Origin of the sequence: Pseudomonas sp. TMW22091 (genome assembly GCF_022496705.1) — a bacterium.
GTDB classification, from domain to species: domain Bacteria; phylum Pseudomonadota; class Gammaproteobacteria; order Pseudomonadales; family Pseudomonadaceae; genus Aquipseudomonas; species Aquipseudomonas saxonica.
Window position 1 is genome coordinate 56870 of sequence record NZ_SCFI01000007.1, and the last position, 25242, is coordinate 82111.

22 protein-coding genes and 2 pseudogenes are annotated in these 25242 nt (G+C 54.2%); 17 read left to right on the forward strand and 7 right to left on the reverse strand.

Features of this window, described 5'->3' with window-relative positions; genetic code table 11:
- Window positions 1–34 precede the first annotated feature (34 nt).
- Window positions 35–1330: a substrate-binding domain-containing protein gene (locus EQV93_RS14720; protein ID WP_240891868.1), complete on the forward strand. Its 1296-nt coding sequence runs from the start codon at window positions 35–37 to the stop codon at window positions 1328–1330.
- 60 nt (window positions 1331–1390) lie between these two features.
- On the opposite strand, the gene EQV93_RS14725 is transcribed toward EQV93_RS14720, so the two are convergent.
- Window positions 1391–2593: an acyl-CoA dehydrogenase gene (locus EQV93_RS14725; RefSeq protein WP_122784922.1), complete on the reverse strand. Its 1203-nt coding sequence runs from the start codon at window positions 2591–2593 to the stop codon at window positions 1391–1393.
- A 155-nt stretch (window positions 2594–2748) separates the two neighbouring features.
- Between EQV93_RS14725 and EQV93_RS14730 the strand changes: the two genes are divergently transcribed.
- From EQV93_RS14730 to EQV93_RS14740, 3 genes are read left to right on the forward strand one after another with little or no spacing between them, the layout of a single operon-like run.
- Window positions 2749–3714 carry a LysR family transcriptional regulator gene (locus EQV93_RS14730; protein ID WP_240891816.1) on the forward strand — a complete coding sequence of 322 codons (966 nt, stop codon included), beginning with the start codon at window positions 2749–2751 and terminating at the stop codon, window positions 3712–3714.
- Between the two features lie 26 nt (window positions 3715–3740).
- Window positions 3741–4139, forward strand: coding sequence for a MerR family transcriptional regulator (locus EQV93_RS14735; RefSeq protein ID WP_122784924.1), 399 nt, complete (start codon window positions 3741–3743; stop codon window positions 4137–4139).
- A 55-nt stretch (window positions 4140–4194) separates the two neighbouring features.
- On the forward strand, window positions 4195–5091 hold the full coding sequence (locus EQV93_RS14740; protein WP_240891817.1) for a hydroxymethylglutaryl-CoA lyase: 897 nt from the start codon (window positions 4195–4197) through the stop codon (window positions 5089–5091).
- Between the two features lie 605 nt (window positions 5092–5696).
- Here EQV93_RS14740 and EQV93_RS14745 read toward each other — a convergent pair.
- Window positions 5697–6962 carry a hypothetical protein gene (locus EQV93_RS14745; RefSeq protein WP_240891818.1) on the reverse strand — a complete coding sequence of 422 codons (1266 nt, stop codon included), beginning with the start codon at window positions 6960–6962 and terminating at the stop codon, window positions 5697–5699.
- Window positions 6963–7192: 230 nt separating this feature from the next.
- On the opposite strand from EQV93_RS14745, the pseudogene EQV93_RS14750 reads away from it, so the two are divergent.
- A pseudogene (locus tag EQV93_RS14750) lies at window positions 7193–7378 on the forward strand (methylcrotonoyl-CoA carboxylase); the annotation flags it as partial.
- Between the two features lie 49 nt (window positions 7379–7427).
- Window positions 7428–7649: pseudogene (locus EQV93_RS14755) on the forward strand (gamma-carboxygeranoyl-CoA hydratase); the annotation flags it as partial.
- A 13-nt stretch (window positions 7650–7662) separates the two neighbouring features.
- Here the strand turns inward: EQV93_RS14755 and EQV93_RS14760 are convergent.
- A complete protein-coding gene (locus tag EQV93_RS14760) occupies window positions 7663–8931 on the reverse strand; it encodes a hypothetical protein (RefSeq protein WP_240891819.1) in 1269 nt (422 codons plus the stop codon).
- Window positions 8932–9284: 353 nt separating this feature from the next.
- Here EQV93_RS14760 and EQV93_RS14765 point away from each other — a divergent pair, with 353 nt between their 5' ends.
- From EQV93_RS14765 to EQV93_RS14780, 4 genes are read left to right on the forward strand one after another with little or no spacing between them, the layout of a single operon-like run.
- The gene (locus EQV93_RS14765) at window positions 9285–10448 is read left to right on the forward strand and encodes an isovaleryl-CoA dehydrogenase (RefSeq protein WP_240891820.1); all 1164 of its coding nucleotides are present in this window, start codon (window positions 9285–9287) and stop codon (window positions 10446–10448) included.
- Window positions 10449–10459: 11 nt separating this feature from the next.
- On the forward strand, window positions 10460–12067 hold the full coding sequence (locus EQV93_RS14770; protein ID WP_122786068.1) for a carboxyl transferase domain-containing protein: 1608 nt from the start codon (window positions 10460–10462) through the stop codon (window positions 12065–12067).
- A 47-nt stretch (window positions 12068–12114) separates the two neighbouring features.
- The gene (locus EQV93_RS14775) at window positions 12115–12933 is read left to right on the forward strand and encodes a gamma-carboxygeranoyl-CoA hydratase (protein ID WP_122786069.1); all 819 of its coding nucleotides are present in this window, start codon (window positions 12115–12117) and stop codon (window positions 12931–12933) included.
- Between the two features lie 59 nt (window positions 12934–12992).
- Window positions 12993–14870, forward strand: coding sequence for an acetyl-CoA carboxylase biotin carboxylase subunit (locus EQV93_RS14780; RefSeq protein WP_240891869.1), 1878 nt, complete (start codon window positions 12993–12995; stop codon window positions 14868–14870).
- 63 nt (window positions 14871–14933) lie between these two features.
- Here the strand turns inward: EQV93_RS14780 and EQV93_RS14785 are convergent, their stop codons facing one another.
- On the reverse strand, window positions 14934–15593 hold the full coding sequence (locus tag EQV93_RS14785) for a LexA family protein (RefSeq protein WP_240891821.1): 660 nt from the start codon (window positions 15591–15593) through the stop codon (window positions 14934–14936).
- Between the two features lie 130 nt (window positions 15594–15723).
- On the opposite strand from EQV93_RS14785, the gene EQV93_RS14790 reads away from it, so the two are divergent.
- From EQV93_RS14790 to EQV93_RS14800, 3 genes are all read left to right on the forward strand, one after another.
- A complete protein-coding gene (locus tag EQV93_RS14790) occupies window positions 15724–16056 on the forward strand; it encodes a DUF6124 family protein (protein WP_122786072.1) in 333 nt (110 codons plus the stop codon).
- Between the two features lie 567 nt (window positions 16057–16623).
- The gene (locus EQV93_RS14795; protein ID WP_122786073.1) at window positions 16624–17778 is read left to right on the forward strand and encodes a M14 family metallopeptidase; all 1155 of its coding nucleotides are present in this window, start codon (window positions 16624–16626) and stop codon (window positions 17776–17778) included.
- A 74-nt stretch (window positions 17779–17852) separates the two neighbouring features.
- On the forward strand, window positions 17853–19163 hold the full coding sequence (locus tag EQV93_RS14800) for a protein kinase (protein ID WP_240891822.1): 1311 nt from the start codon (window positions 17853–17855) through the stop codon (window positions 19161–19163).
- Between the two features lie 80 nt (window positions 19164–19243).
- On the opposite strand, the gene EQV93_RS14805 is transcribed toward EQV93_RS14800, so the two are convergent.
- Both EQV93_RS14805 and EQV93_RS14810 read right to left on the reverse strand, forming a co-directional pair.
- The gene (locus EQV93_RS14805) at window positions 19244–19948 is read right to left on the reverse strand and encodes a YebC/PmpR family DNA-binding transcriptional regulator (RefSeq protein WP_240891823.1); all 705 of its coding nucleotides are present in this window, start codon (window positions 19946–19948) and stop codon (window positions 19244–19246) included.
- A 111-nt stretch (window positions 19949–20059) separates the two neighbouring features.
- Window positions 20060–20917: a LysR substrate-binding domain-containing protein gene (locus EQV93_RS14810; protein WP_240891824.1), complete on the reverse strand. Its 858-nt coding sequence runs from the start codon at window positions 20915–20917 to the stop codon at window positions 20060–20062.
- Window positions 20918–21031: 114 nt separating this feature from the next.
- Here EQV93_RS14810 and EQV93_RS14815 point away from each other — a divergent pair, with 114 nt between their 5' ends.
- A complete protein-coding gene (locus EQV93_RS14815) occupies window positions 21032–22141 on the forward strand; it encodes a 2-aminoethylphosphonate--pyruvate transaminase (RefSeq protein WP_240891825.1) in 1110 nt (369 codons plus the stop codon).
- A 66-nt stretch (window positions 22142–22207) separates the two neighbouring features.
- Window positions 22208–23035, forward strand: coding sequence for a phosphonoacetaldehyde hydrolase (gene phnX / locus EQV93_RS14820; RefSeq protein WP_240891826.1), 828 nt, complete (start codon window positions 22208–22210; stop codon window positions 23033–23035).
- Window positions 23036–23090: 55 nt separating this feature from the next.
- On the opposite strand, the gene EQV93_RS14825 is transcribed toward phnX, so the two are convergent.
- Complete coding sequence (locus EQV93_RS14825) at window positions 23091–23651, reverse strand: NADPH-dependent FMN reductase (protein WP_240891827.1); 561 nt, start codon at window positions 23649–23651, stop codon at window positions 23091–23093.
- A 195-nt stretch (window positions 23652–23846) separates the two neighbouring features.
- Between EQV93_RS14825 and EQV93_RS14830 the strand changes: the two genes are divergently transcribed.
- Window positions 23847–24068, forward strand: a complete 222-nt coding sequence (locus EQV93_RS14830; protein WP_122786080.1) for a hypothetical protein — start codon at window positions 23847–23849, stop codon at window positions 24066–24068.
- A 94-nt stretch (window positions 24069–24162) separates the two neighbouring features.
- On the forward strand, window positions 24163–25074 hold the full coding sequence (locus EQV93_RS14835; RefSeq protein ID WP_240891828.1) for a LysR family transcriptional regulator: 912 nt from the start codon (window positions 24163–24165) through the stop codon (window positions 25072–25074).
- Window positions 25075–25242: the final 168 nt, after the last annotated feature.

Below are 25242 nucleotides of genomic sequence, written 5' to 3' on the forward strand. Positions count from 1 at the left end.
GGCTCCAGGAAGGTGGCCGCTGATGCTGCGATTGATGGTGTGGATGGTGGTGTGTTCAATAACCGGCATGGCCTTTGCGAGCGACTTGCGCATTCAAGGGTCTAATACCATTGGCGCCAATCTCGGCCCGGCACTGGTGCGCGCCATGCTGGCCGAACAGGGCCTGCGCAACATTCACAGCGTGCCCGCCACGCCCCCTAACGAGCACAGCATTGTCGGCACCAACGCCTTGGGGCAGCAGGTTCGCGTGGATGTTTCGGCCCACGGTTCAGGCACCGGCTTCGCGGCACTCAACGCAGGGCTGGCGGATATGGTTGCCTCCTCACGCCCCATCAAAGACGCTGAACTGGTCGAGCTTGAGGCGCTGGGTGACCTGAAAAGCCCGGAAGCCGAACACGTCATCGCCATTGACGGCCTGGCAATCATTGTTCATCCCGGCAACCCGCTCAATCAACTCACGACAGAACAACTGGCCGACATCTTCAGTGGCCGGGTCAGCACCTGGGAAGCACTGGGTGGGGTCGGCGGGACAATTCATCTCTATGCCCGCGATAATCAGTCCGGTACATGGGACACCTTTAAAGAGGTGGTGCTTAACCGCGCGAATCTGAGTTTAAGTCTCGCGGCGCAGCGCTTTGAGTCCAGTGAGCAGTTATCCGATGCGGTCAGCCATGACCCGCAAGCGATCGGCTTTATTGGCCTGCCGTACATTCGTGCGGCCAAAGCCGTAGCGATTGCCGATGGCCCTTCGCAACCGATGTTACCGCTCGACAGCCTGATCGCCAGCGAAGATTACCCACTGTCGCGGCGCCTGTTTTTCTATCTGCCGCCAAATAACCCGAATTCGCTGGCCCAGTCATTGTTCAACTTCACCCAAAGCCCTCAAGGGCAAGCGATTGTCGCGCAGAACGGTTTTATTGCGCAGAGCGTGCAAGCCAATCGCGTAGTGGCCGGGGAACATATGCCCGAGGACTATCAGTCACTGACCAAAGAAGCTCAGCGCCTGTCTGTCAATTTTCGATTTGAAGAAGGTAGCGCGACACTCGACAACAAGGCCCGTCAGGATTTAGTCCGTGTAGTCGACTATTTGAGAACCCATGACAAGCTCACTCAACACATCACCTTGGTAGGTTTTGGCGATGCCAAAAACGACACCGAGCGCGCGCAACTGTTGTCGAAACTGCGGGCGATGACCGTGCGCCGTGAGCTGGTCAAAAGCGGCGTCGTATTACGTGAAATTCGTGGCTACGGCGCGCAAATGCCTGTGGCCGATAACGCCGAGGATGAAGGCCGCCTCAAAAACCGTCGCGTTGAGGTGTGGGTGTATTAAACCCATGGGGTGGCTAAGTTTGACCCAGCGACGCGGCTTGCAATGAAACGGCAACAGACCCTAGGCGTACTTGTCCAGTTCCAGCTTGCCGACTGCTGCTCTGTGAACTTCGTCCGGGCCATCGGCCAGTCGTAACGTGCGCTGCATGGCATACATGTAAGCCAGCGGCAAATCCCCAGAAACCCCCGCCCCGCCATGCATCTGAATGGCTCTATCAATCACCTTCAACGCTACATTCGGCGCGACCACTTTGATCTGCGCAATTTCACTGCGGGCGACTTTGTTCCCGACCGTGTCCATCATGTACGCCGCCTTGAGCGTCAACAGCCGTGCCATGTCGATCTCCATTCGCGAGTCGGCAATCTTGTCGATATTGCCTCCCAATCGAGCCAGCGGTTTGCCGAACGCATGACGCGCCAGCGAACGTTCACACATTAATTGCAACGCACGCTCAGCCATGCCAATCGAACGCATGCAATGATGTATACGCCCCGGGCCAAGACGACCTTGAGCAATTTCAAAACCTCGCCCCTCACCCAGAAGTACGTTTTCGTACGGCACCCGGACATTATCGAACAGGACTTCGGCATGACCATGGGGCGCATCGTCATAACCAAACACCGGCAACGGGCGCACGACTTTTACCCCCGGTGTATCGACCGGCACCAGAATCATTGAGTGCTGTTGGTGGCGAGGGTTTTCAGGGTTGCTCAGGCCCATAAAAATCAGGATTTTACAGCGAGGGTCACAGGCGCCCGAGGTCCACCATTTACGGCCATTGATCACCCAATGGTCGCCATCACGCAGCGCCCGAGCGGCCATATTGGTTGCATCGGATGAAGCCACATCGGGTTCAGTCATCGCAAACGCCGAGCGAATGTCCCCGGATAGTAACGGCTCAAGCCACTGCTTTTTTTGCGCCTCACTGGCGTAACGCACCAGCACCTCCATATTCCCGGTATCAGGAGCCGAGCAATTAAATGGCTCCGAGCCGAGCATCGAGCGCCCCATGATTTCGGCCAATGGTGCGTATTCCAGATTGCTCAGTCCCGCCCCTGCTTCAGACCCCGGCAGAAACAAGTTCCATAACCCTTGCGCTTTAGCCTTGCGTTTAAGGTCCTCCATGATCGCAGTCGGTTGCCAGCGATCTCCCTCAGCCACCTGCTGTTCGAAAATGGCTTCTGCCGGGTACACATGGGTGTCCATAAATGCCGTCACACGCTCGCGCAACGCTTGAACTTTCGGGGAATAAGCGAAATCCATTGAGGGTTACCTGTTACCGGGAAGACTGGAATAAGTACTCGCCGATGCTAGATCAGCCTTGCTTCATTTGCGTTGTCTATTTACAGCGTGTATTACCATTCATAAGCAATATAGTTTTGCGACCTCGTATGACCCGATAACAAGAGCGAAGCGCCATGAACCTGAACAAGGTCGATCTCAATCTGTTTGTCGTCTTTGACGCGATTTACACCGAAGCCAACCTGACGCGCGCGGGCCAAATACTGGGGATTACCCAGCCTGCAGTGTCCAACGCACTGGCCCGCTTGCGCGAAAGCTTCAACGACCCGTTGTTTGTGCGCACCGCTCAAGGCATGGTGCCCACGCCTATGGCTCAGAACATCATCAGCCCGGTGCGCAGCGCATTGGCCCTGCTGCGTGTGTCGGTGCAAGAAAGTCGGATTTTCAATCCGTTGCAAGCCAGCAAAACATTTCGGATCAGCATGACTGACCTGTCTGAGGCGGTGATCCTGCCGCCCTTGTTTCAACGTTTGCGTCGCCAGGCACCAGCCGTCGTGGTTGATAGCTTCCTCGCCCACCGGCGCGAAACCACCAGCGATCTGGCCGCGGGGCGGCTGGATTTCGCCGTGGATGCACCGCTCAATACCGACCCGCAAGTGCGTCACGTCAAGTTGATGGAAGATCGTTACGTGTGCGCAATGCGCCAAGGGCATCCATTTGCCGGCAAACCCAAAATCAGCCTCGATGAGTACTTGGCGCTGACCCACATCCACATTTCGACGCGACGTAACGGCCTGGGCCAAGTCGACCTGGCACTCGGAAAAATCGGTCGCCAACGCAAAATCACACTGCGCTCGCAACACTATCTGATGGCGACCAATGTGCTGCAGCAAACCGATATGGTGATGACAGTGCCCGAGCGCTTTGCACGGCGCCACGCCTTGCATTTTGTGGCGTTGCCCCTCCCTGAGTTGCCCAATGTAGAAACCCATTTGTACTGGCATGAAAGCACCGAACAAGACCCGGCCAATCGCTGGATGCGTGAGCAATTGATCGAGGTATGCCAGCAGCAGATTGCGCTGGAAAATAAATCCGCCAGTGCCAGTGCGCTTGACGTAAACGTCAAGCAGCCAGTAGCTTAAGCCCAAGATGAATCAAGAGCGCGCCCATGAGCAGCCAGACGTACAGTATTTCCGACCTGGCCCGTGAGCTGGACATCACCACCCGCGCCATCCGTTTTTATGAAGAGCAAGGCTTGCTCTCCCCTGAGCGACGCGGCCAGGAACGAGTGTATTCGGCCCGCGACAAAGTCAGCCTGAAGCTGATATTACGCGGTAAACGCATCGGCTTTTCACTGGCCGAGTGCCGCGAATTAATCGAGCTTTACGACCCCGCCCAGGGCAATCAAAAACAACTGAACAGCATGCTGGCAAAAATTGCCGAGCGCCGTGAACAACTGGAGCAACAGTTGCTGGACATACAGCAAATGCAGCTTGAGCTGGACACTGCCGAAGAGCGCTGCCTCCAGGCATTGGAGCAGACCATTAAAAGCCAGGATGCAAGCTGACTGCACATGCAGCCATGTGCTGACCCACACCTCTCTCTGTCTACACGGTGACCCCATGAACCTCCCCACCCATGTGCGCCTGGTTGAAGTTGGCCCTCGCGACGGCCTGCAAAATGAAGCCCAACCCATTAGCGTGGCGGACAAGGTGCAACTGGTTGATGCACTGACGGAGGCGGGCTTGAGTTATATCGAAGTCGGCAGCTTTGTCTCGCCCAAGTGGGTGCCGCAAATGGCGGGCTCGGCAGATGTGTTCGCGCGCATTCAGCGCAAACCGGGCGTGGTCTACGGTGCTTTGGCGCCCAATCTGCGCGGTTTCGAGGATGCTGTGGCCGCAGGCGTCAAAGAAGTAGCCGTGTTTGCTGCCGCCTCCGAGGCCTTTTCACAACGCAATATCAATTGTTCAATCAGCGAAAGCCTGGCGCGCTTCGAGCCCATCATCGAGGCTGCCCGCCAACAGGGTGTCAGCGTGCGTGGCTACGTGTCCTGTGTGCTGGGCTGCCCTTATGAAGGCCAGGTCAGCGCGCAACAGGTCGCGGCTGTTGCCAAAGAACTCTACGCCATGGGCTGTTACGAAGTTTCACTGGGGGACACTCTCGGTACCGGAACCCCAACGGCTACTAGGGCAATGTTCGAAGCGGTCACGGCATACGTCCCTCGTGAAAAACTCGCCGGTCACTTCCATGACACCTACGGTCAGGCGCTCGTCAACATCTACGCCAGCTTGCAGGAAGGCATCAGCGTCTTCGACAGTTCAATTGCGGGGCTGGGCGGCTGCCCTTACGCGAAAGGCGCCAGCGGTAACGTCGCCACCGAAGATGTGCTGTATATGCTCAACGGGATGGGTATCGACACCGGCGTGGACATGGACAAGCTGCTGCTGGCCGGAGAGTACATCTGCAAGGTTCTGGGCCGTGTTACGGGGTCACGGGTGGCCAAAGCACGACTGGGCTGAAAAGTGTGGCGCAGTGTTACCGCACGCGCCTGCAAACGAGTAACACGGAAACAAACCGGCCCACACAAAGGCCGGTTTTTTTTCGAAATTTTCCCAACCCATTGATTTTTATAGCTTTTAAAAAGTTGGCACGGCTCCTGCTATCTCTATGGCATAACAAGAATAAAAAATGCAGCAACACAATAAAAACAATACGAAACGACTCTGACATAACAAAAACAACACGGCAGAGACGCAGCTAACAGATTTTTTTGGAGAAGGTTTACTTTTCCGGGGAGCTTAAGAGCCACCTCGCAACCGGGCAGAGAACAATAAAACTACCCTCAGGTAGCACCCGTTCAGGTTGGATCACAGGTTTGATAGCCGGTGATAAAAGTGGATCAGCGCTCAAAAAAATACGTTTGCTCTTGACCCTGAATGGGGTCGCACACAACGCAGCAAAGGGTGAGTTCCAAAAACAACAATACACCGCCCTTCAATAATAAAAACAGTGCAAGCATCGACACATTAAAGGGGAGCTTCGGCTCCCCTTCGTGCTGAGTAAAATTCATGCACCGGAGGGAGCGAGCGCACGATAACTCCCCCCCACTCGGCTTAATAGGCTCTTAGCGTGTATTTACCGAGGTATTCATAACCCCAGCAAAATTCAAATAATAGCTTCCACCAATACTATAAGAACGGATATCAGTCATGTGTGGAAACACCGTTACGGATTTATCACCAATATCGAACGTTTCGGCAGGCAACTCAAATAGAAATTCATCAATGTCGCCGACCACGTCTGTGACATTACTCACCATTGCGCCCCCAACTTCAGACGCAATCATTTTTGCCAAGCCCGGAATCAGGTTCTCATACAGAGCCGCCCACTGATTGTTTGCCACAAGATCAAAACCGGGGAAATGGGTCTCGTCGTACTTGATCCTGATTGTTTTATCTTCCGCCACGAACACCTTAAGACGCACATCAAGAGGCGCTTTAAAATCGACTGACCATTCAGGGTCAAATCCAGGTACGTCGGCTCTTACGCGGCCGCCCAATTCAACCATCAATGCAAGGTAATCATCCTCCATTTCCAGGTTAAAACTCAGCAGGCGAATAAGTGCACCCTCTTCAGCAAATTCTTTGGGCATCGGATCCCAGAACTTTTCTGTGATCACTGTCTCCAAAAGATGATGGCTTATTTGAACACGAAAAACATCATCATATTCACCTCGTTCTGACTCGACCGACTCGTGCAGCCCTAAGACACGCGACTCATTATCGCCCAATGTGTGCTGGGCAATATTGTTGCGAAAATAAAATGATCGAAGAGCAAAACCGGTAGCCGCGGGCGCATTATATGGAAAAGAATGTATATACATCGGTGGCATTGTCGTGAAAAAATCAGGAACATCCCGAGGAATCAGGACTACAGAAAGAATTTTATTTATCACACTTATAACATCACTCATCTTGTTCTCGAGTACAATCAGCAGAAACTCGTCGTTAGGGAAAAGTTGAATGTATGGCGACCCAGAAAATTTCAGAAAATACCCATTTGATTTTTCAAAGAAATACAAATGATCATGTAGGTAAACAACGGCACCTGCTGTCTTTTTACCCTCCACTTCCACACTGATAACCAAATAACATACCATCTCAGGCGAAGCTTTTGGACTAATTAATTCAGGCTCTTCAGACAACTCCCACGTCAGCGTAGCACCCAACTCTTCATCAAAGAGAGTGCCACGTAGCTCGGATTTAATTTTAGGGAAAATATCTGCAAAGCATCGATTAATAAATGCATTAGGCAACCTGATTGCATAATCCGCTGCGGGGTCATCTGATGCATGCACGACGGGTTGGTTGTCACACTGATTATCTAACATCTTATAATTCCTGACTTAAGGTTTGCTTTGGGTTCAATAAATCTACGTCAGGTCAAAAAATATTCTTAAAACGTCAGTACCAGTACTCTCAAGTAAGACAGTAAAAACAGAAATCTACTACAGCACTCACTACTCACTTCCCCCCCCGCATTGCGGATCTCCCAAAGCCTCACTTCGAGAGGACCCGGTCTGCACATAACCCCTTTTCGGGCACAGCAGGTTTGATAAAGGCTCAGATCAAGCAGGTCATCCTTGATCAATACGAACGTCAGGGCCACCCCTACTACTCCAGCACCCGCTTGTGGGATGACGGCATCTTCGACCCCGTCCAAACCCGCAAAGTTTTGGGACTGGGTTTGTCGGCCGCATTGAACGCACGGATAGAACCCACCCGCGTCGGTGTGTTTCGAATGTGAGTTGCACAGGGCTTTTGCTTGAGACCCCAGCCATTAAGGGCTGACGGACATGATCGAATTTACTGCCCTCGAACTGCACGCCGACCCTCGGAGTTTCGCCACGTTGTGGCTGAGTCGCACGCCAAAGAATAATGCCTTCAATGCCGACATGATCCTCTAGCTGAATACCGTATAAAAGCGATCCCCGCCTGCGTTTTCTGGTTTAGCGCGGACGGGGCAAACATTTTAGCGCCGGTGCCGATCTGGCCTGATGCAGCAATCACCCGAACTGCCTTAATAGGCTTTTAGCGTGTATTTACCGAGGTATCCATGACCCCAGCAAAATTCAAATAATAGCTTCCATCGATACTATAAGAACGGATATCAGTCATGTGTGGAAACACCGTTACGGATTTATCACCAATATCGAACGTTTCGGCAGGCAACTCAAATAGAAATTCATCAATGTCGCCGACCACGTCTGTGACATTACTCACCATTGCGCCCCCAACTTCAGATGCAATCATTTTTGCCAAGCCCGGAACCAGGCTCTCATACATAGCCGCCCAGTCGTTGTTAGCCACAAGATCAAAACCGGGGAAATGGGTCTCGTCGTACTTGATCCTGATTGTTTTATCTTCCGCCACGAACACTTTAAGACGCACATCAAGAGGCGCTTTAAAATCTACTGACCACTCAGGGTCAGGCAATCCAGATACATCGACTCTTACGCGGCCGCCCAATTCAACCAACAATGCAAAGTAATCATCCTTCATTTCCAGGTTAAAACTCAGCAGGCGAATAAGTGCACCCTCTTCAGCAAATTCTTTGGGCATCGGATCCCAAAACTTTTCCGTGATCACTTTCTCCAAAAGCTGATGGCTTATTTGAACACGAAAAACATCATCATATTCACCTCGCTCTGACTCGACCGACTCGTGCAGCCCTAAGACACGCGGCTCAATATCGCTCAATGTTTGCTGGGCAATATTGTTGCGAAAATAAAATGATCGAAGAGCATAACCGGTAGCTGCGGGCGCATCAAATGGAAAGGATTGTATATACATCGGTGGCATTGTCGGGAAAAAACCAGGAACATCCCGAGGGATCAGGACTACACCAAGAATTTTATTTAGCACACTTATAACATCACTCATCTTGTTCTGGAGTACAATCCGCAGAAAAGGGTCATCAGGGGAAAGTTGAATGTATGGCCCCTGAGAAAATTTCAGCAAATACCCATTTGATTTTTCAACAAAATACAAACCATCATGTAGATAAACGACGGCACCTGCTGTCTTTTTACCCCCCACTTCCACACTGATAACCAAATAACATACCAGCTCAGGTAAAGCATTTGGACTAATTAATTCAGGCTCTTCAGACAACTCCCACGTCAGCGTAGCACCCAACTCTTCATCAAAGAGAGTGCCACGTAGCTCGGATTTAATTTTAGGGAAAATATCTGCAAAGCATCGATTAATAAATGCATTAGGCAACCTGATTGCATAATCCGCTGCGGGGTCATCTGATGCATGCACGACGGGTTGGTTGTCACACTGATTATCTAACATCTTATAATTCCTGACTTAAGGTTTGCTTTGGGTTCAATAAATCTATGTCAGGTCAAAAAATATTCTTAAAACGTCAGTACCAGTACTCTCAAGTAAGACAGTAAAAACAGAAATCTACTACAGCACTCACTACTCACTTCCCCCCCCCACATTGCGGATCTCCCAAAGCCTCACTTCGAGAGGACCCGGTCTGCACATAACCCCTTTTCGGGCACAGCAGGTTTGATGAAATAGAGTTGACGTTTACGTCAAGGTCGTTGACAGCACTCAGGTCCAGGCTTACGTTAACGTAAAGGTTATGAGCCGCATCGCTAACAGCTTTTTCCCACAAGAATAATGATCAAGGTGCCAAGATGAGCTACCCGACTTTGAACTTCGCCCTGGGCGAAACCATCGACATGCTGCGCGATCAGGTACAAGCCTTCATCGCCGCAGAACTGGCGCCACGGGCGGCGCAAATAGATAAAGACAATCTTTTTCCGGCGGACATGTGGCGCAAATTCGGGGACATGGGCCTGCTGGGTATCACGGTTCCGGAAGAGTATGGCGGCACCGGCCTCAGCTACTTGGCCCATGTGGTTGCGATGGAAGAAATCAGCCGTGGCTCGGCATCCGTCGCTCTGTCCTATGGAGCCCATTCCAACCTCTGCGTTAACCAAATCAACCGAAACGGCTCACATGCGCAAAAGCTCAAGTACCTGCCTAAGCTGATCAGCGGTGAACACGTTGGCGCATTGGCCATGAGTGAGCCCAACGCGGGTTCTGACGTGGTGTCCATGAAGCTGCGCGCCGATAAACGCGGCGACCATTTTGTGCTGAACGGCAGTAAAACATGGATCACCAATGGCCCCGATGCCACTACCTATGTGATTTACGCCAAAACTGATATTGAAAAAAACGCCCACGGCATCAGTGCATTCATTGTCGAGCGAGACTGGAAAGGCTTCACCCGCAGCAAGCATTTCGACAAGCTCGGCATGCGCGGCTCTAACACCAGCGAACTGTTTTTTGACGACGTTGAGGTGCCCCAAGAGAACTTGCTTGGCACGTTGAACGCCGGCGTAAAAGTGTTGATGAGCGGTCTGGACTACGAACGCGTGGTGCTTTCGGGGGGCCCCACCGGGATCATGCAGGCGTGCATGGACTTGGTCGTGCCCTATATTCATGACCGCAAACAATTCGGTCAAAGCATCGGTGAATTTCAGCTGATCCAGGGCAAAGTCGCCGACATGTACACCCAGCTCAATGCCAGCCGTGCCTACTTGTATGCCGTCGCAGCCGCCTGCGAGCGTGGCGAAACCACCCGCAAGGACGCTGCCGGGGTGATTTTGTACAGCGCCGAACGCGCCACCCAAATGGCCCTTGATGCCATCCAGATTCTGGGCGGCAACGGCTACATCAATGAATTCCCCGCCGGACGATTGCTGCGTGACGCCAAGCTGTATGAGATCGGCGCGGGCACCAGTGAGATTCGACGCATGCTGATTGGTCGCGAACTGTTTAACGAAACTCGCTGAGGAGCGCGCGCATGTCCATTTTGCAGACGGTGATCAACTCGCGTTCTGCCGAGTTTCTCCACAACCGCAGCGCTATGCTTGAACAGGTCGAACAGTTGCATACCCTGCTCGACCATGTGCAGCAAGGCGGCGGAATCAAAGCGCAAGAACGTCACACCTCACGCGGTAAATTGCTTGCCCGTGAACGCATCAATCGTGTGCTCGACAGCGGCTCCCCTTTTCTGGAACTCAGTCAGTTGGCCGCATACCAGGTGTACGACGAAGACGTACCAGCCGCCGGAATAATCGCAGGCATTGGCCGGGTCGAAGGCGTTGAATGCATGATCGTCGCCAATGACGCCACCGTCAAAGGTGGGTCTTACTATCCCTTGACCGTCAAAAAGCACCTGCGGGCGCAGACTATTGCTGAACAGAATCGTCTGCCCTGCATTTATCTGGTGGATTCGGGCGGGGCCAACTTGCCACGCCAGGATGAAGTTTTCCCGGACCGTGAACATTTCGGACGAATCTTTTTCAATCAGGCCAACATGAGTGCTGCGGGTATCCCGCAAATTGCCGTGGTCATGGGTTCCTGTACGGCGGGCGGGGCCTATGTACCCGCTATGGCAGACGAAGCCATCATGGTGCGCCAGCAAGCCACTATCTTCCTTGCCGGGCCGCCGCTGGTCAAAGCCGCCACTGGAGAAGTGGTCAGCGCTGAGGACCTGGGAGGAGCCGATGTGCACTGCAAGGTGTCAGGGGTTGCCGACCATTACGCCGACAGCGATGAACACGCACTGGCGCTGGCACGGCGCTGCATTGCCAACCTGAACTGGCGCAAACTGGGCCACCTGCAGCAACGCAAAGCCTTGGCGCCTTTGTACGATCAGGATGAACTGTACGGCATCATTCCGGCGCAGGCCAAACAGCCCTTCGATGTTCGTGAAGTCATTGCACGACTGGTGGATGGCTCGGTATTCGATGAATTCAAAGCCCTGTTCGGCACCACACTCGTGTGTGGTTTTGCGCACTTGCACGGCTATCCCGTGGCAATACTGGCGAACAACGGCATTCTGTTTGCCGAAGCCGCCCAAAAAGGGGCTCATTTTATTGAGCTAGCGTGCCAACGCGAAATTCCCCTGATATTTCTGCAAAACATCACGGGGTTCATGGTCGGGCAAAAATACGAAGCCGGTGGAATCGCCAAGCACGGGGCCAAACTGGTGGCCGCCGTAGCGTGCGCCAAGGTGCCGAAGTTCACGGTGATCATTGGCGGCAGTTTTGGTGCCGGTAATTACGGCATGTGCGGGCGTGCATATGACCCCCGTTTTCTATGGATGTGGCCAAACGCACGGATTGGCGTGATGGGCGCAGAGCAAGCGGCCGGGGTGCTCGTGCAGGTCAAACGTGAACAGGCCGAACGCAATGGCCTGCTGTTTACCGACGAAGAAGAGGCGCAGATCAAGCAGCCCATTCTTGATCAGTACGAACGCCAGGGTCACCCCTACTACTCAAGCGCCCGCTTGTGGGATGACGGCGTCATCGACCCCGCGCAAACCCGCGACGTTTTGGCACTGGGTTTGTCGGCCGCGTTGAACGCACCGATAGAACCCACCCGCTTCGGTGTGTTTCGCATGTGAGCTGCACCGCGTTTTGCTTCACCCCCAGCCATTAAGGACTGACGGACATGATCGAATTCACCACCCTCGAATTGCACACCGACCCTCGGGGTTTTGCCACTTTGTGGCTCAGTCGCGCGCCAAAGAATAATGCCTTCAATGCCGAGATGATCCGCGAACTGATCCTCGCGCTGGACGCCGTACAAAGCGATCCCCGCCTGCGCTTTCTGGTTTTGCGCGGACGCGGCAAACATTTTAGCGCCGGTGCCGATCTGGCCTGGATGCAGCAATCGGCCGAACTGGATTATCACACCAACCTTGATGACGCCAGGCACTTGGCTGAGCTGATGTACAACCTGGCCAAACTCAAAATCCCGACACTGGCAGTGGTTCAAGGCGCGGCCTACGGAGGAGCGTTGGGCCTGATCAGCGCCTGCGACATGGCCATAGGCGCCGAGGATGCACAATTCTGTTTGTCCGAAGTCCGGATTGGCTTGGCACCTGCGGTCATCAGCCCATTTGTGGTGCAAGCCATTGGCGAACGTGCTGCACGCCGTTATGCCCTGACAGCTGAACGTTTCAGCGGGGAACGTGCTCGCGAGTTGGGTTTGCTCTCTGAGTGCTACCCCGCGAGCGAACTCGAACAACACATTGCTCAATGGATCGACAACCTGTTGCTCAATAGCCCGCAGGCCATGCGCTCCTGCAAGGACTTGTTGCGTGAAGTCAGCCATGGCGCGCCGACCACAGCCATACGTCGCTACTGCGAGAATGCCATTGCCAGAATCAGGGTCAGCCCTGAGGGCCAGGAAGGCTTACGCGCCTTTCTGCAAAAACGCGCACCCAGTTGGCAAAATGCAGTCTCACAGCAGGAGGTACGACCTTGAGCGCACCTCACCTGACCTCGATATTGGTGGCTAACCGCGGCGAAATTGCCTGCCGTGTGATGCGTACTGCAAAGGAACTGGGCCTCACCACAGTAGCTGTTCACAGCGCTGCGGATCGCGATGCACGGCACTGCCGTGAAGCCGACTTGTGCGTGGACCTGGGCGGTAGCAAAGCCGCTGACAGCTACCTCAAAATTGACAAAATCATCGCTGCGGCCAAGGCCAGCGGGGCTCGGGCCATTCATCCCGGTTACGGCTTTTTATCCGAAAACGCAGGATTTGCACGCGCCATCGAGGCCGCCGGGTTGATCTTTCTCGGCCCGCCCGCCTCGTCCATTGAAGCCATGGGCAGTAAATCCGCGGCCAAAGCCTTGATGGAACGCGCAGGCGTGCCTTTGGTGCCGGGTTATCACGGTGAAGACCAAGACCTTGAGACCTTCCGCGTTGAGGCTGAGCGCATTGGTTACCCGGTGTTGCTCAAGGCCACGGCAGGCGGCGGCGGTAAAGGCATGAAAGTGGTCGAGAACGTCACTCAACTGGCCGAGGCGTTGGCCTCTGCCCAACGTGAAGCGCTTTCCTCGTTTGGCGATGCGCGCATGCTGGTTGAAAAATACGTGCTCAAACCACGCCATGTCGAAATTCAAATATTTGCCGACCAACACGGTAATTGCCTCTACCTCAACGAGCGCGATTGCTCGATTCAGCGCCGCCATCAAAAGGTGGTAGAGGAAGCCCCCGCTCCCGGTCTAAGCGCCGCGCAGCGTCAGGCCATGGGCGAGTCCGCCGTGCGCGCGGCACAAGCCATTGGCTATGTCGGCGCAGGCACGGTGGAATTTTTGCTCGACGCGCGTGGTGATTTCTTCTTTATGGAAATGAACACGCGCCTGCAAGTCGAGCACCCGGTGACCGAAGCCATCACCGGACTGGATCTGGTCGCGTGGCAAATTCGCGTCGCCCGTGGAGAACCGCTTCCCATCACTCAGGCTGACGTCCCCTTGCGCGGCCATGCAATAGAAGTAAGGCTGTATGCCGAAGATCCGGGCAATGATTTTCTACCGCAGACCGGATGTTTGCGGGTGTACCGCGAATCGGCCGCGGGCACTGGACGACGAATCGACAGCGGGGTTAGCGAGGGTGACGAGGTATCGCCCTTTTATGACCCCATGCTGGGCAAACTGATCGCTTGGGGCGAAGACCGCGAACAAGCCCGTTTGCGGCTACTGGCGATGCTCAATGAGTTCGCCATTGGTGGCCTGAAAACCAACCTGAGTTTTTTACGCCGCATCATTGCTCACCCTGCTTTCGCAGCCGCCGAACTGGACACCGATTTTATACCCCGCTATCAGGAGCAGTTGTTGCCACCGCCACAAGCATTACCGCCAGCTTTTTGGTCTGCGGCGGGTGAAGCATTCAGACAAAGCCTCACACCACACGTGCGTGACGACGACCCCGACTCACCCTGGGCTACATCTTCGGGCCTTCGCTGCGGTTTGCCTGCACAGACACTGCTGGCACTGGAATCAAATGGTGAGCGACAGGTCGTCACACTGACCACACCCTCAACGGCTATGCGCCATGAGCAATTGATTGTTGAAGAAGACGGCGTGCAACGCCGGCATTTGGCTCTACGTCGTGAAGATACCCTGTACTTTTACTGGGAAGGTGAGTTGCACACTGTGACACGCTTCGATCCGGTGCTTGCCGTGGGCAGTGGCCACGACTCACAGGGCGGGCTTAGCGCCCCCATGAACGGCAGCGTTGTTCGTATCTTAGTCGTGCCGGGGCAGGCTGTGGCAGCTGGTACCGCGCTGGTAGTGCTCGAAGCCATGAAAATGGAACACAGCCTGCGCGCACCCCACGACGGGGTGGTGAAATCATTGTTTTGTCAGGAAGGTGAAATGGTTAATGAAGGCAGCGTGCTGGTCGCGCTGGAGTAACGGCTGAAAAAAGCGGGGCTGGTGATGCGGCTCCGCTTTTTTCAGTATTGGCAAAAGCCTGGGTTAAAACTTGTAAGTGGCTTGCACGACCACCCCGATAATCCGGCAATCCTGATCAAAAACCGTCTTGGGATAGGTTGGATTCAGTGGTTTCAGATAACGCTGACCACTCTCTTCAATCAATTGGCGAAAGGTCGCTTCTTCTACCCCGGGAATACGGGCAATAACCATTTTTCCGGGCACGGCACAAATGTCCGGATCAACCAATATCATCATGCCTTGCGCAACGCTGATGCCCACCGGGGCCGTCATGGCATCGCCCGTCACTTGCAGCCAAAACGCCGCACCCTTGGCGTAATGATCTGTGACCTCAAATATCATGCCCGCCGGGTAAGCCCCATCAGCCGATGGCTCGCTGACCTGCTCTGCCAGCGCCCAGTCTCTGACGGGGTAACGAAAGGCCGAAGTTATGTCATAGACGGGCTCATTGGCCGCAGAGTCATCGACATTTTCGTTACGCTCACGAACCACTACAGCGACTTCAAGGTGCTCCAGCCCTAAGGCTTTAAGCACTTTGTTCATCGTCTCCAGGTCTGGTTCACGACGTTTATTGAGCCAATGCCCCACACCGCCCTGGGATGCCCCGACGCGTTCTGCGAGTTTTTCTTGCGTGAGTCTGAGCTCGCGCAATTTGAGTCTGACTAAAGCGATCCATTTATCCATCTGCCGAACAATACGGATTGAAATTCAGGCAACAATACACATAACGTATTATTTATTCTCTACGTGCAAATACAATGCGTACTAATCTGGCGTTGGTTGATTCGATTAATCTCATAAACGCAGGTAAATCATGACTCCGATAACAAAAATCGCACCGGATAACGACACCGATATTGAGCTGGAGGCCCTCAAAGACAGCGCCGCTAGCCAGCGGGCACTCGACTATTATTTGAAACCAGCTGTTTCCCCGCACTGTGTGGAGAAAAAAATCTTCGTGGTCCGTAGCGATTTGAGCCATGAAGAAGCCTTGGTCAATGCGTGCGATTACCTGCGTTGTGCATTAGCTGTGGCGCTAGGCGGTGCCGAGAGTCAACAAGGTGCTCAACGCGACCTTTTTCTTGGGGTGGCTCACTTTGTTGAAAATGCCAAGATGTTGTTGGACAAAGCGCTGGACGCGCGATAACGCTTCATTTGGAGTCATGCGCACTGCAGCTGGTAAAAGCCGCGGAATCGAAATTGGTGGGGGGAGGTGCAAAAAAGAGAGGTTAACCGAGGAAAACAGTTGACCTTCAAATAAGAATGATTATTATTGCATGCAGCTGGTCGCGAGATCAGCCGATAATTCAAAAGACCTTAGGTCGGTTTTTTGAATTACCTCCTCATCAGGCTAATCACGGTTATTTGACCCGGCTCATGGCCGGGTCTTTTTTTTGTGGCCAGTTATCTGGCTCAGCGTGCTTCAGGCTAATGAAGTCTGGTGTGCGGTCTTTCTGGGTGACCGCTACGATGCGGGCGATGATAGCAAAAGAACATCGACTAACGGAAGCCTGAAGACCGCGACTATGGCGGTAATGGCGATTTAGCACTTGAGAATCAATCGCAAGTTAACTATTCTTGCGCCGCGTCAGGGATGACGCCCCCCTTCTGTCTGCGAATTTCCTTACCTATCGATCCCCAAAATTCCGTATTGGCTAGTCGCCGTTGCGATGTAAAGTAGCGCCAATAATGATCAGATTCCGGAATTTTGACGATGACCGTGGCGCCCTCTTCAGTTCAAATCAGCAGCGACTTTGACAGCGGCAATATTCAGGTACTGGATGCCAGCGATCCACTGCACATAAAGCTGGCGATCAAGCCGGATACCCGCAGTCAGCATTTTCAGTGGTTCCACTTCAAAGTGGAGGGTCTTGCAGCCGGCCAGACTCATCACTTCCAGTTAAGCAATGCTAGCCAGTCTTCCTACAACAAAGCGTGGGACGGTTATCAAGCCGTGGCCTCCTACGACCATGAACACTGGTTCCGCGTGCCCACCGAGTTTGACGGGACATCGCTCAACTTCCACATTGAAGCCGTGCAATCTCCTGTCTGGTTTGCTTACTTCGAACCTTACAGCCGTGAGCGCCATGAACAATTGATCGTGCGCGCCACGCAGCCTCAAGCCGGCTGTAGCGTGTTAAGCATTGGTAAAAGCGTTGAAGGACGTGATATCCAATTGCTGCGCAAGGGCACGGGCGCCAGTCACAAGCGCAAAATCTGGATCATCGCCCAGCAGCACCCGGGCGAGCATATGGCCGAATGGTTTATGGAAGGGATTATCGACCGTCTGGAGCAAGGCAGCGATCCGCAACTGCGTAAGCTGTTAGACTTCGCCGACCTCTACTTGATCCCTAACATGAACCCGGACGGCGCATTCCACGGACACTTGCGTACCAATGCCAACGGCCAGGATCTTAACCGCGCGTGGCAAAACACTGACCAGACTGTCAGCCCGGAAGTATTTTTTGCCCTTGAGCAAATGAACAAATTCGGTGTCGACTTGTTTCTGGATATCCACGGTGACGAAGAAATCCCTTATGTGTTCACCGCGGGTTGCGAAGGTAATCGTGGGTACACTGAGCGCCTGGCGAACCTCGAAGAGCGCTTTCGTACGCACCTGAGCCAATTGACCCGAGACTTCCAAACCCTTCACGGTTATACCCGCGACGAACCCGGCGAGGCCAATATGACGCTGGCCTGCAACAGTGTCGGCCAGCGGTTTGACTGCCTGTCGTTGACCCTCGAAATGCCGTTCAAAGACAACAATGATGCCCCCGACCTCCACTCGGGCTGGTCAGGCAAACGTTCGAGCCAACTGGGCAAAGACGTATTGAGCACACTGTCAAGCATGGTCCGCGAACTGCGCTAATGCAAAACAGGCGGGGCCCGGCGTACAGAGGGCCCCACTGACCAACCATTTTCAAGAGTATTAAAAGCCTGTTTATGGATACCCTCGCAAAACTGCGGGCTGGCCAATTGGCAGGCCTCACACGTTTGGACCTATCGTGCGGGCTGACTGAGTTTCCTCAGGAAATTTTCCAGTTGGCTGACTCGCTGGAAATTCTCAATTTGAGTGGCAACGCACTCACCCGCTTACCCGATGACCTTCACCGCCTGACCCGTTTGCGCATCCTGTTTTGTTCGGACAATCAATTCACCGAACTGCCCACATGCCTGGGGCAATGCGCACAACTGAGCATGATTGGCTTCAAAGCCAATCAGATTGCGAGCGTGCCCGGCGAAGCGCTGCCACCGCTGTTGCGCTGGTTGATCCTGACAGACAATTGCATCAGCCAATTACCCGAAGAACTGGGTCAGCGCCCACGGCTGCAAAAGTTGATGCTGGCAGGTAACCGCTTGCACGACCTGCCGAAGAATCTGATTGACTGCGAGCGTCTGGAGTTGATTCGGCTAGCTGCGAACCAATTCACCGAGTTGCCTGAAACCGTCCTGACGCTGCCCGCTTTGAGCTGGCTGGCGTATGCTGGCAATCCGCTGAACGACGACGCCAGCACGCTGCGCCCAGCCGACAACACCCCTGACATCCAATGGTCGCAACTGGAGCTTGAACAAAAACTGGGCGAAGGCGCCTCAGGGATCATCCACCAGGCTCGCTGGGCCCGCCCCGGTCAAGCCCCACAGTCTGTTGCGGTTAAGCTGTACAAAAGCAGCATCACCAGCGACGGCTCTCCGCTCAATGAAATGAATGCCTGCATTGCCGCTGGCGAGCATCCGAACCTGATTAAGGTGCTGGGCCGCGTCGCGGGTCATCCCGATAATCAGGCCGGCCTGGTCATGGAGCTCATCGACCCGTCTTTCAGCAACCTGGCGGCCCTGCCCAGCTTCGACAGTTGCAGTCGCGACGAGTACGCCGGCAGCACGCGCTTTACCTACGCCAGTGCATTACGCATCGCCCGCGGCATTGCCTCAGCTGCCAATCATCTGCATGCCCGAGGCATTTGTCATGGCGACCTGTATGCGCACAATATTTTGTACAACGCTGAGGGTGACTGCGTATTGGGGGACTTTGGTGCCGCATGCTTCCATGCCACCGATGACAGCCAGCAGAGCCGAGCCCTGCAACGCATTGAAGTCCGGGCATTCGGGATTTTGCTGGGTGAGCTGCTGCAAAGAATCGATTCAGGCTTGAGCGATCAAGGACGAGACATGCTGCAAGACCTGCACAACCGCTGCATGCAGCCTGAAGTACTGAAACGGCCAGGGTTTACAGAGGTTTTACAGTTATTGCATTAAGGCAGGCTAACTCTGTAGCCCCTGCCGCAGGCTGCGACGGGGGGCTACAAAGTCGATTGCAGCTCATGACTTCTTTATGTTTACTCCAGCGCCACAAACATTTCCTGCACGTCATCCTGCTCTTCAAGTTTGGCCAGAAACTCTTGAACTTCGGCCATCTGCTCATCACTCAAACCACTCACCGGATTTTTTGGCAAGTAACCCAGTTTGGCCGACAACACGATGAAACCCTGTTCTGGCAACGCCTTTTGCACAGCATCCAGGTCTGTAGGCTCTGTGATGAACAACGTTGTACCTTTTTCCTCGCCGTCCTCAAAATCCTGAGCGCCAGCTTCAATCGCTGCCATCTCAGGATCGGCGTCCGGGGTTTCTGGCTTCGCTTCAATCATGCCCACATGGTTGAAATCCCAAGCCACCGAGCCCGAAGCACCCAACTGGCCTTTACGGAAGGCAACACGAATCTCAGCGACGGTGCGGTTGATGTTATCGGTCAGGCACTCAATGATCAGTGGCACTTGATGCGGGGCAAAACCTTCATAGGTCACGCGATGGTATTGCACGGCTTCAGTACCGATACCCGCGCCTTTATTGATCGCACGCTTGATGGTGTCAGCCGGCATCGAAGCCTTTTTGGCTTGCTCGTACACCAGACGCAAGTGCGAGTTCATGTCCGGATCGGCGCCGTTGCGCGCAGCAACCGTCAGTTCTTTGGCCAGTTTGCCAAAGATCTTGCCACGGCTGTTGGCGGCGTCTGCTTTGTGTTTAACCTTCCACTGTGCGCCCATTGCTTACCCTCTCAATCTGCTATATCGCGGCGGCGTCACCGCCAAATGGCCGCAAGTTTATACGCCAAGGACTCGCCAATCGACCAAAAAATAATGAGGCGCTTATTTTTATCATGGCGCCAACGTCATAAATGCATCGATCAGACGCAAATCGGCCCGACGCTCCAGGCAACCCAGCATGTGCCTGTTAATCAGCCCTTCCCCCTTGATCGGCATAGCCTGAACACGGGGGTCATGGCTCACTTCGGCAGATGACACAATGCCGATTCCCAATTGGGCAGCCACGGCTTCGGTCACAGCTTCACGGCTGTCCAGTTCCAGTAATACCTTGGTCGTGACACCCGCGGTTTGGCAGGCCAGGTCAAACGTTCGTCGGGTAATGGAAGTGGGTTCACGCAGCACCATGATCACGTTATCCATCTGCGCAATATCAATGCCTTGCTTCAATGCCGACCATGGATGCTTGGCCGGTACCAATGCACAGATACGGGATTCATCAATTTGGCGCAGGGTTAAGCCTTTGCGGGGCTCAACCTCTGTCAGAACGGCCACGTCGACGTGCTCCGCAAGCAGCGCAGCCAATGTCTCCTGAGCATTACCCAAGCGTAAATTGACCGTGACCCCAGGATATTGCGCGCGCAGTTTCGCCAACATGGGCATCACCAGATGCGGCCCATCGGCGGCCACTTCAAGACGCCCGGTGAGTAGCTGACGATTAGCCTCAAGCATCACCTGCGCTTCATCGACCAATCCGAAAATGGCCCGCGTGATGGACGCCAGGCGGGTGCCCTCTTGCGTCAGCTCAACGCGCCGCGCCGTGCGCCGCAGCAAAGTGATCTGGTAGTGGTCTTCAAGCGCCTTGATATGCCCGGTCACGGCTGGCTGGCTAATAAACAATCGGGCAGCGGCACGGGTAAAACTGCCCTCTCGGGCAACGGCATCAAATGCCCGCAATTGAAATAAATTCATTCGTATAAGCCTCACTGATAACTAGCATAACAACAAACAATTTGATTGATAACACCTCAAACTGCAATTTATGCCGTGTATTCAGTAGCCATCCACGCGTTTGAGGAACCACGAATGAGCACAGAAGCGCCGATCCTGCTGACCCCTGGCCCGCTGACCACCTCACCACGGACTCGCCGCGCCATGATGGTCGACTGGGGATCGTGGGATGACGGCTTTAACCAATTAACGGCCCGCGTGTGCCAGCAGTTGGTGTCCATCGTTAACGGCACTGACAGCCATCACTGCGTGCCCTTGCAAGGCAGCGGCACCTTCGCGGTCGAAGCGGCCATCGGCACATTGGTGCCACGCGATGGCCATGTACTGGTACTGATTAACGGCGCTTACGGTAAACGCCTGGCGAACATCTGTGAGGTACTGGGCCGCCGCTTCAGTACCTTTGAAACGGCTGAAGACCAACCCACCTCGGCCAGCGACGTTGAACGTCTGTTACGGGCAAGCCCAAGCATCACTCATGTGGCATTGATCCATTGCGAAACCAGCACGGGAATTCTTAATCCGCTAGCTGAAATTTCTACTGTCGTTGCTGATCACGGTAAAGCCCTGATCATCGATGCCATGAGTTCCTTTGGCGCCTTGCCCATCGACGCACAAAAAATCCCTTTCGAGGCGCTGATTGCTGCGTCCGGCAAATGCCTGGAAGGTGTCCCGGGAATGGGCTTTGTCTTTGCCCATAAAACTTCGCTCGCCAACGCTGCCGGCCGTTCGCATTCATTGGCGATGGACTTGCACGACCAACAGGCCTATATGGCGAAAACCGGACAATGGCGCTTCACCCCGCCCACCCATGTGGTGGCCGCCTTGCATGAAGCGCTGGTGCAATACCACGAAGAAGGTGGTTTGCCCGCTCGTTACAAACGCTATGCCAGTAACTGCCAGACACTGCTTGACGGCATGGCCAGACTCGGCATCCGCAGCTTTCTACCCGGAGCGATTCAGGCGCCGATTATCGTCACCTTTCACGCCCCAAAGGATCCGCGCTATCAATTCAAGGCCTTTTACGAGCGAGTCAAAGCCAAAGGTTTCATCCTCTATCCAGGCAAATTAACCGAAGTCGAAACATTTCGCGTGGGCTGCATCGGACACTTCAGCCAGGACGATATGCAGGCCGCCGTGAACGCCATCGGCGAAGTTTTACATGACATGGAAGTGCAGCACTTCTAATCGCATTGCCTCTTGCAGGGCATCTTTTTCCGAACAGCACAGCCCGCTCACACAGGACTTACCGACATGAACTACACGAACCCCAGCAAGCTTCAAGCTGCCATCCTCGACTGGGCGGGTACTGTGGTCGATTTTGGCTCGTTTGCACCGACACAGATTTTTGTCGAAGCCTTTGCCGAATTCGACGTGCAGGTTTCTATTGAAGAAGCACGAGGCCCCATGGGCATGGGCAAGTGGGACCACATTCGAACCCTTTGTGACCAGCCGCAGATTACCGAGCGCTATAAAAAAGTATTCGGCCGTGCGCCGACAGACGCCGACGTTACCGCGATCTACGAGCGCTTTATGCCGCTGCAGATCGAAAAAATAGCCGAGCACTCGGCACTGATTCCCGGCGCACTGGAAACCATCGCAGCACTGCGTGAACAAGGCATCAAAATAGGTTCGTGCTCGGGTTATCCGGCACAAGTGATGGCAAAAGTCGTCGAGTTGGCGGCTACTAACGGCTACATGGCCGATCACGTCGTGGCCACCGACGAAGTACCGAATGGTCGCCCCTGGCCCGCTCAAGCATTGGCCAATGTGATCGCACTGGGCATTGATGACGTGGGTGCCTGCGTCAAAGTCGATGACACCGCGCCAGGCATCCTCGAAGGACGCCGTGCTGGCATGTGGACTGTGGCACTGGTGTTCTCCGGCAACGCACTGGGGCTCACCTACGAGCAGTACCAGGCGCTGGATGCCCAGACGCTGATCGCAGAGCGCAAGCGCATCCATGCGCTGTTCCAAAGCTCTCGACCGCACTATTTGATCGACACCATCACCGATCTGCCACGGGTGATGGCCGACATCAACAACCGGCTCAGCAATGGCGAAATGCCACAGAGCAGTTGACTTAAAGGGCCGCTACACGCTGCAAGTTCAAAGCCCGCAGCTTGTAGCAGGCCCCTCAGCCCTTATGCTGGCGCTCAACCCACTGGGCGAATTCGTCGATGAATTTTTGTAGAAACGGGCGGGTTTTCTCTGACAATTTGCCTGATTCGTCAAAGGCTGCACCTGCACCGCCCAAATAAGCTTCTGGCTGCTGCATGCACGGCACATCGAGAAACACCAACGATTGGCGTAAATGATGGTTAGCCCCAAAGCCGCCGATTGCCCCCGGCGAAACGCTGATCACAGCACCCGGCTTAGCACCGAAAACGCTTTGCCCATAAGGGCGAGAGCCCACATCAATGGCGTTTTTTAACGCAGCTGGCACGGAACGGTTGTATTCGGGCGTCACAAAAAGAACGGCATCGGCGCTGCGTAACTGATCACGAAAGGCGGTGTAAGCCGCTGGTGGTGGCGTGACATCAATGTCTTCGTTATACAACGCCAACTCGCCAATTTCGACGATGTGCAGTTTCAGAGAGGGCGGTGCCAGTTCAGCCAGCGCAAGGGCGACTTTGCGATTGATGGAATCCTTTCTCAAACTGCCGACCAATACGGCCACGCTGTAGACCTTGCTCATGAAATACACCTAGTCTGTGGTTGTAGGACGTTAGTTATAGATGATCGGACGCATTTCTTGCACCCCAATTCACCCGATCAGCCCACAAGCCTGTAAAGTAGCCAGACTATTTTTTTCACATGGCTAAACTTCCCCTACTGATCAACGGTCTACAGAACCGCAAATTGGGTGTTTATCTCCAGAGGTTCTCTACAAATGGCGGCAGTTCTAGTTGGGCAATTTCATGCAAGAGACGCGGAAGGTCGTGTCTATTCCGTGCATGAGTTCGAAAATACCGAAGCGACAGGTGAACAACCCGCAACAACCTACAAATTGGCCATTGGCGATCGTGTCAAAAAGATCGATGAGGATCATTACGAACTGGTTCAATCGGGCGTTAGCCTGATTCGTGACCCGGCTCCAGTGATCACGGCTTAACCAGTTTGTCCGGCATAGCGCTGAAGTCACAGGATGAGACTTGGGTCAGGCTTCGCAACGCTGAAACCTCATCTGCTGAACATGGACTTCACGCATGCGCTTACGCCATATCGAAGTGATTCAGGCTATTTTGCAAACGGGCAGCCTCGCCCATGCCGGCGAGTTGCTGCAATTGCCGATAGCCACCGTCAGCGCCACGCTGCAAGAGGCCGAGCAACAGCTCGGCCTCATGCTGTTCGCCAATGTCCGCGGCCGGCTTCAAGCCACCCGTGAAACCCTTCAGTTACAACCCCTTGCCAACCAGCTTTATCTGGATTTCGAACCTTTGCGCAGGCTTGGCGATGCATTGCGTCAACCTATGGAAGCGCCATTGCGCGTGGTCTGTAGCGAGACATTGACGCAACCCTTACTGCCTCAAAACATCGCTGCGTTAAGACGCCGTTTTCCTGATACCCCAACGACCCTAAGCAGTCAGCCACTGACTGAAATGGTACGCCGCCTGCTGATGGATGAAGCCGATGTCGGTTTTAGCCTCCATGCCTGCGAGCATACGGGCATCGACCATCACACACTGGCTCACGGCAAAGTACAGCTGCTGGCCCCCCATGGTTGGTTATCCCCCAAGAAAAAGTACATTGCCCTGCACGATCTGGCCGGGCAATCGATGATCGGCTTGCTTGAGCCCGATCCCCTGAGCCGTTTGCTCGATAGCAAACTGCACGCCTTGCACCCCGTGCCGGCGATCAACATTCGGGTACAGAGCTATCAGATGGTACGCAGCATGGTAGAAGCCGGCGAAGGGCTGGCACTGGTTGACCCGTTTACTGCCATAGGCGCTAAGAACAATGGGCTGGATGTTTGCCCGCTGTCACCCGCCATACCGGTGACCCTGTATGCACTGACACGCAAAGACAGGGTTATCAGCCCCGCCCTGTCAACCTTGCTGGACATCGCAGGGCAAAAAGCAGAAAGCTTGCTGGCCGATCAGGGGCTGGTAACGCTTTGACATGCGAATGATGGCAAGCACCAACCCATAGTCGCTGTCGATCAGCGCAAGGCTTCGATGGCTGCCGAATATAAGCTATTTCGGTGATCGGCAAACCCGTGCCCGAAGGAGTAGAAGCAGCCTGCACAACCTTCATTTTTGCAGCGCTGAACGATCGATTCTGAATCA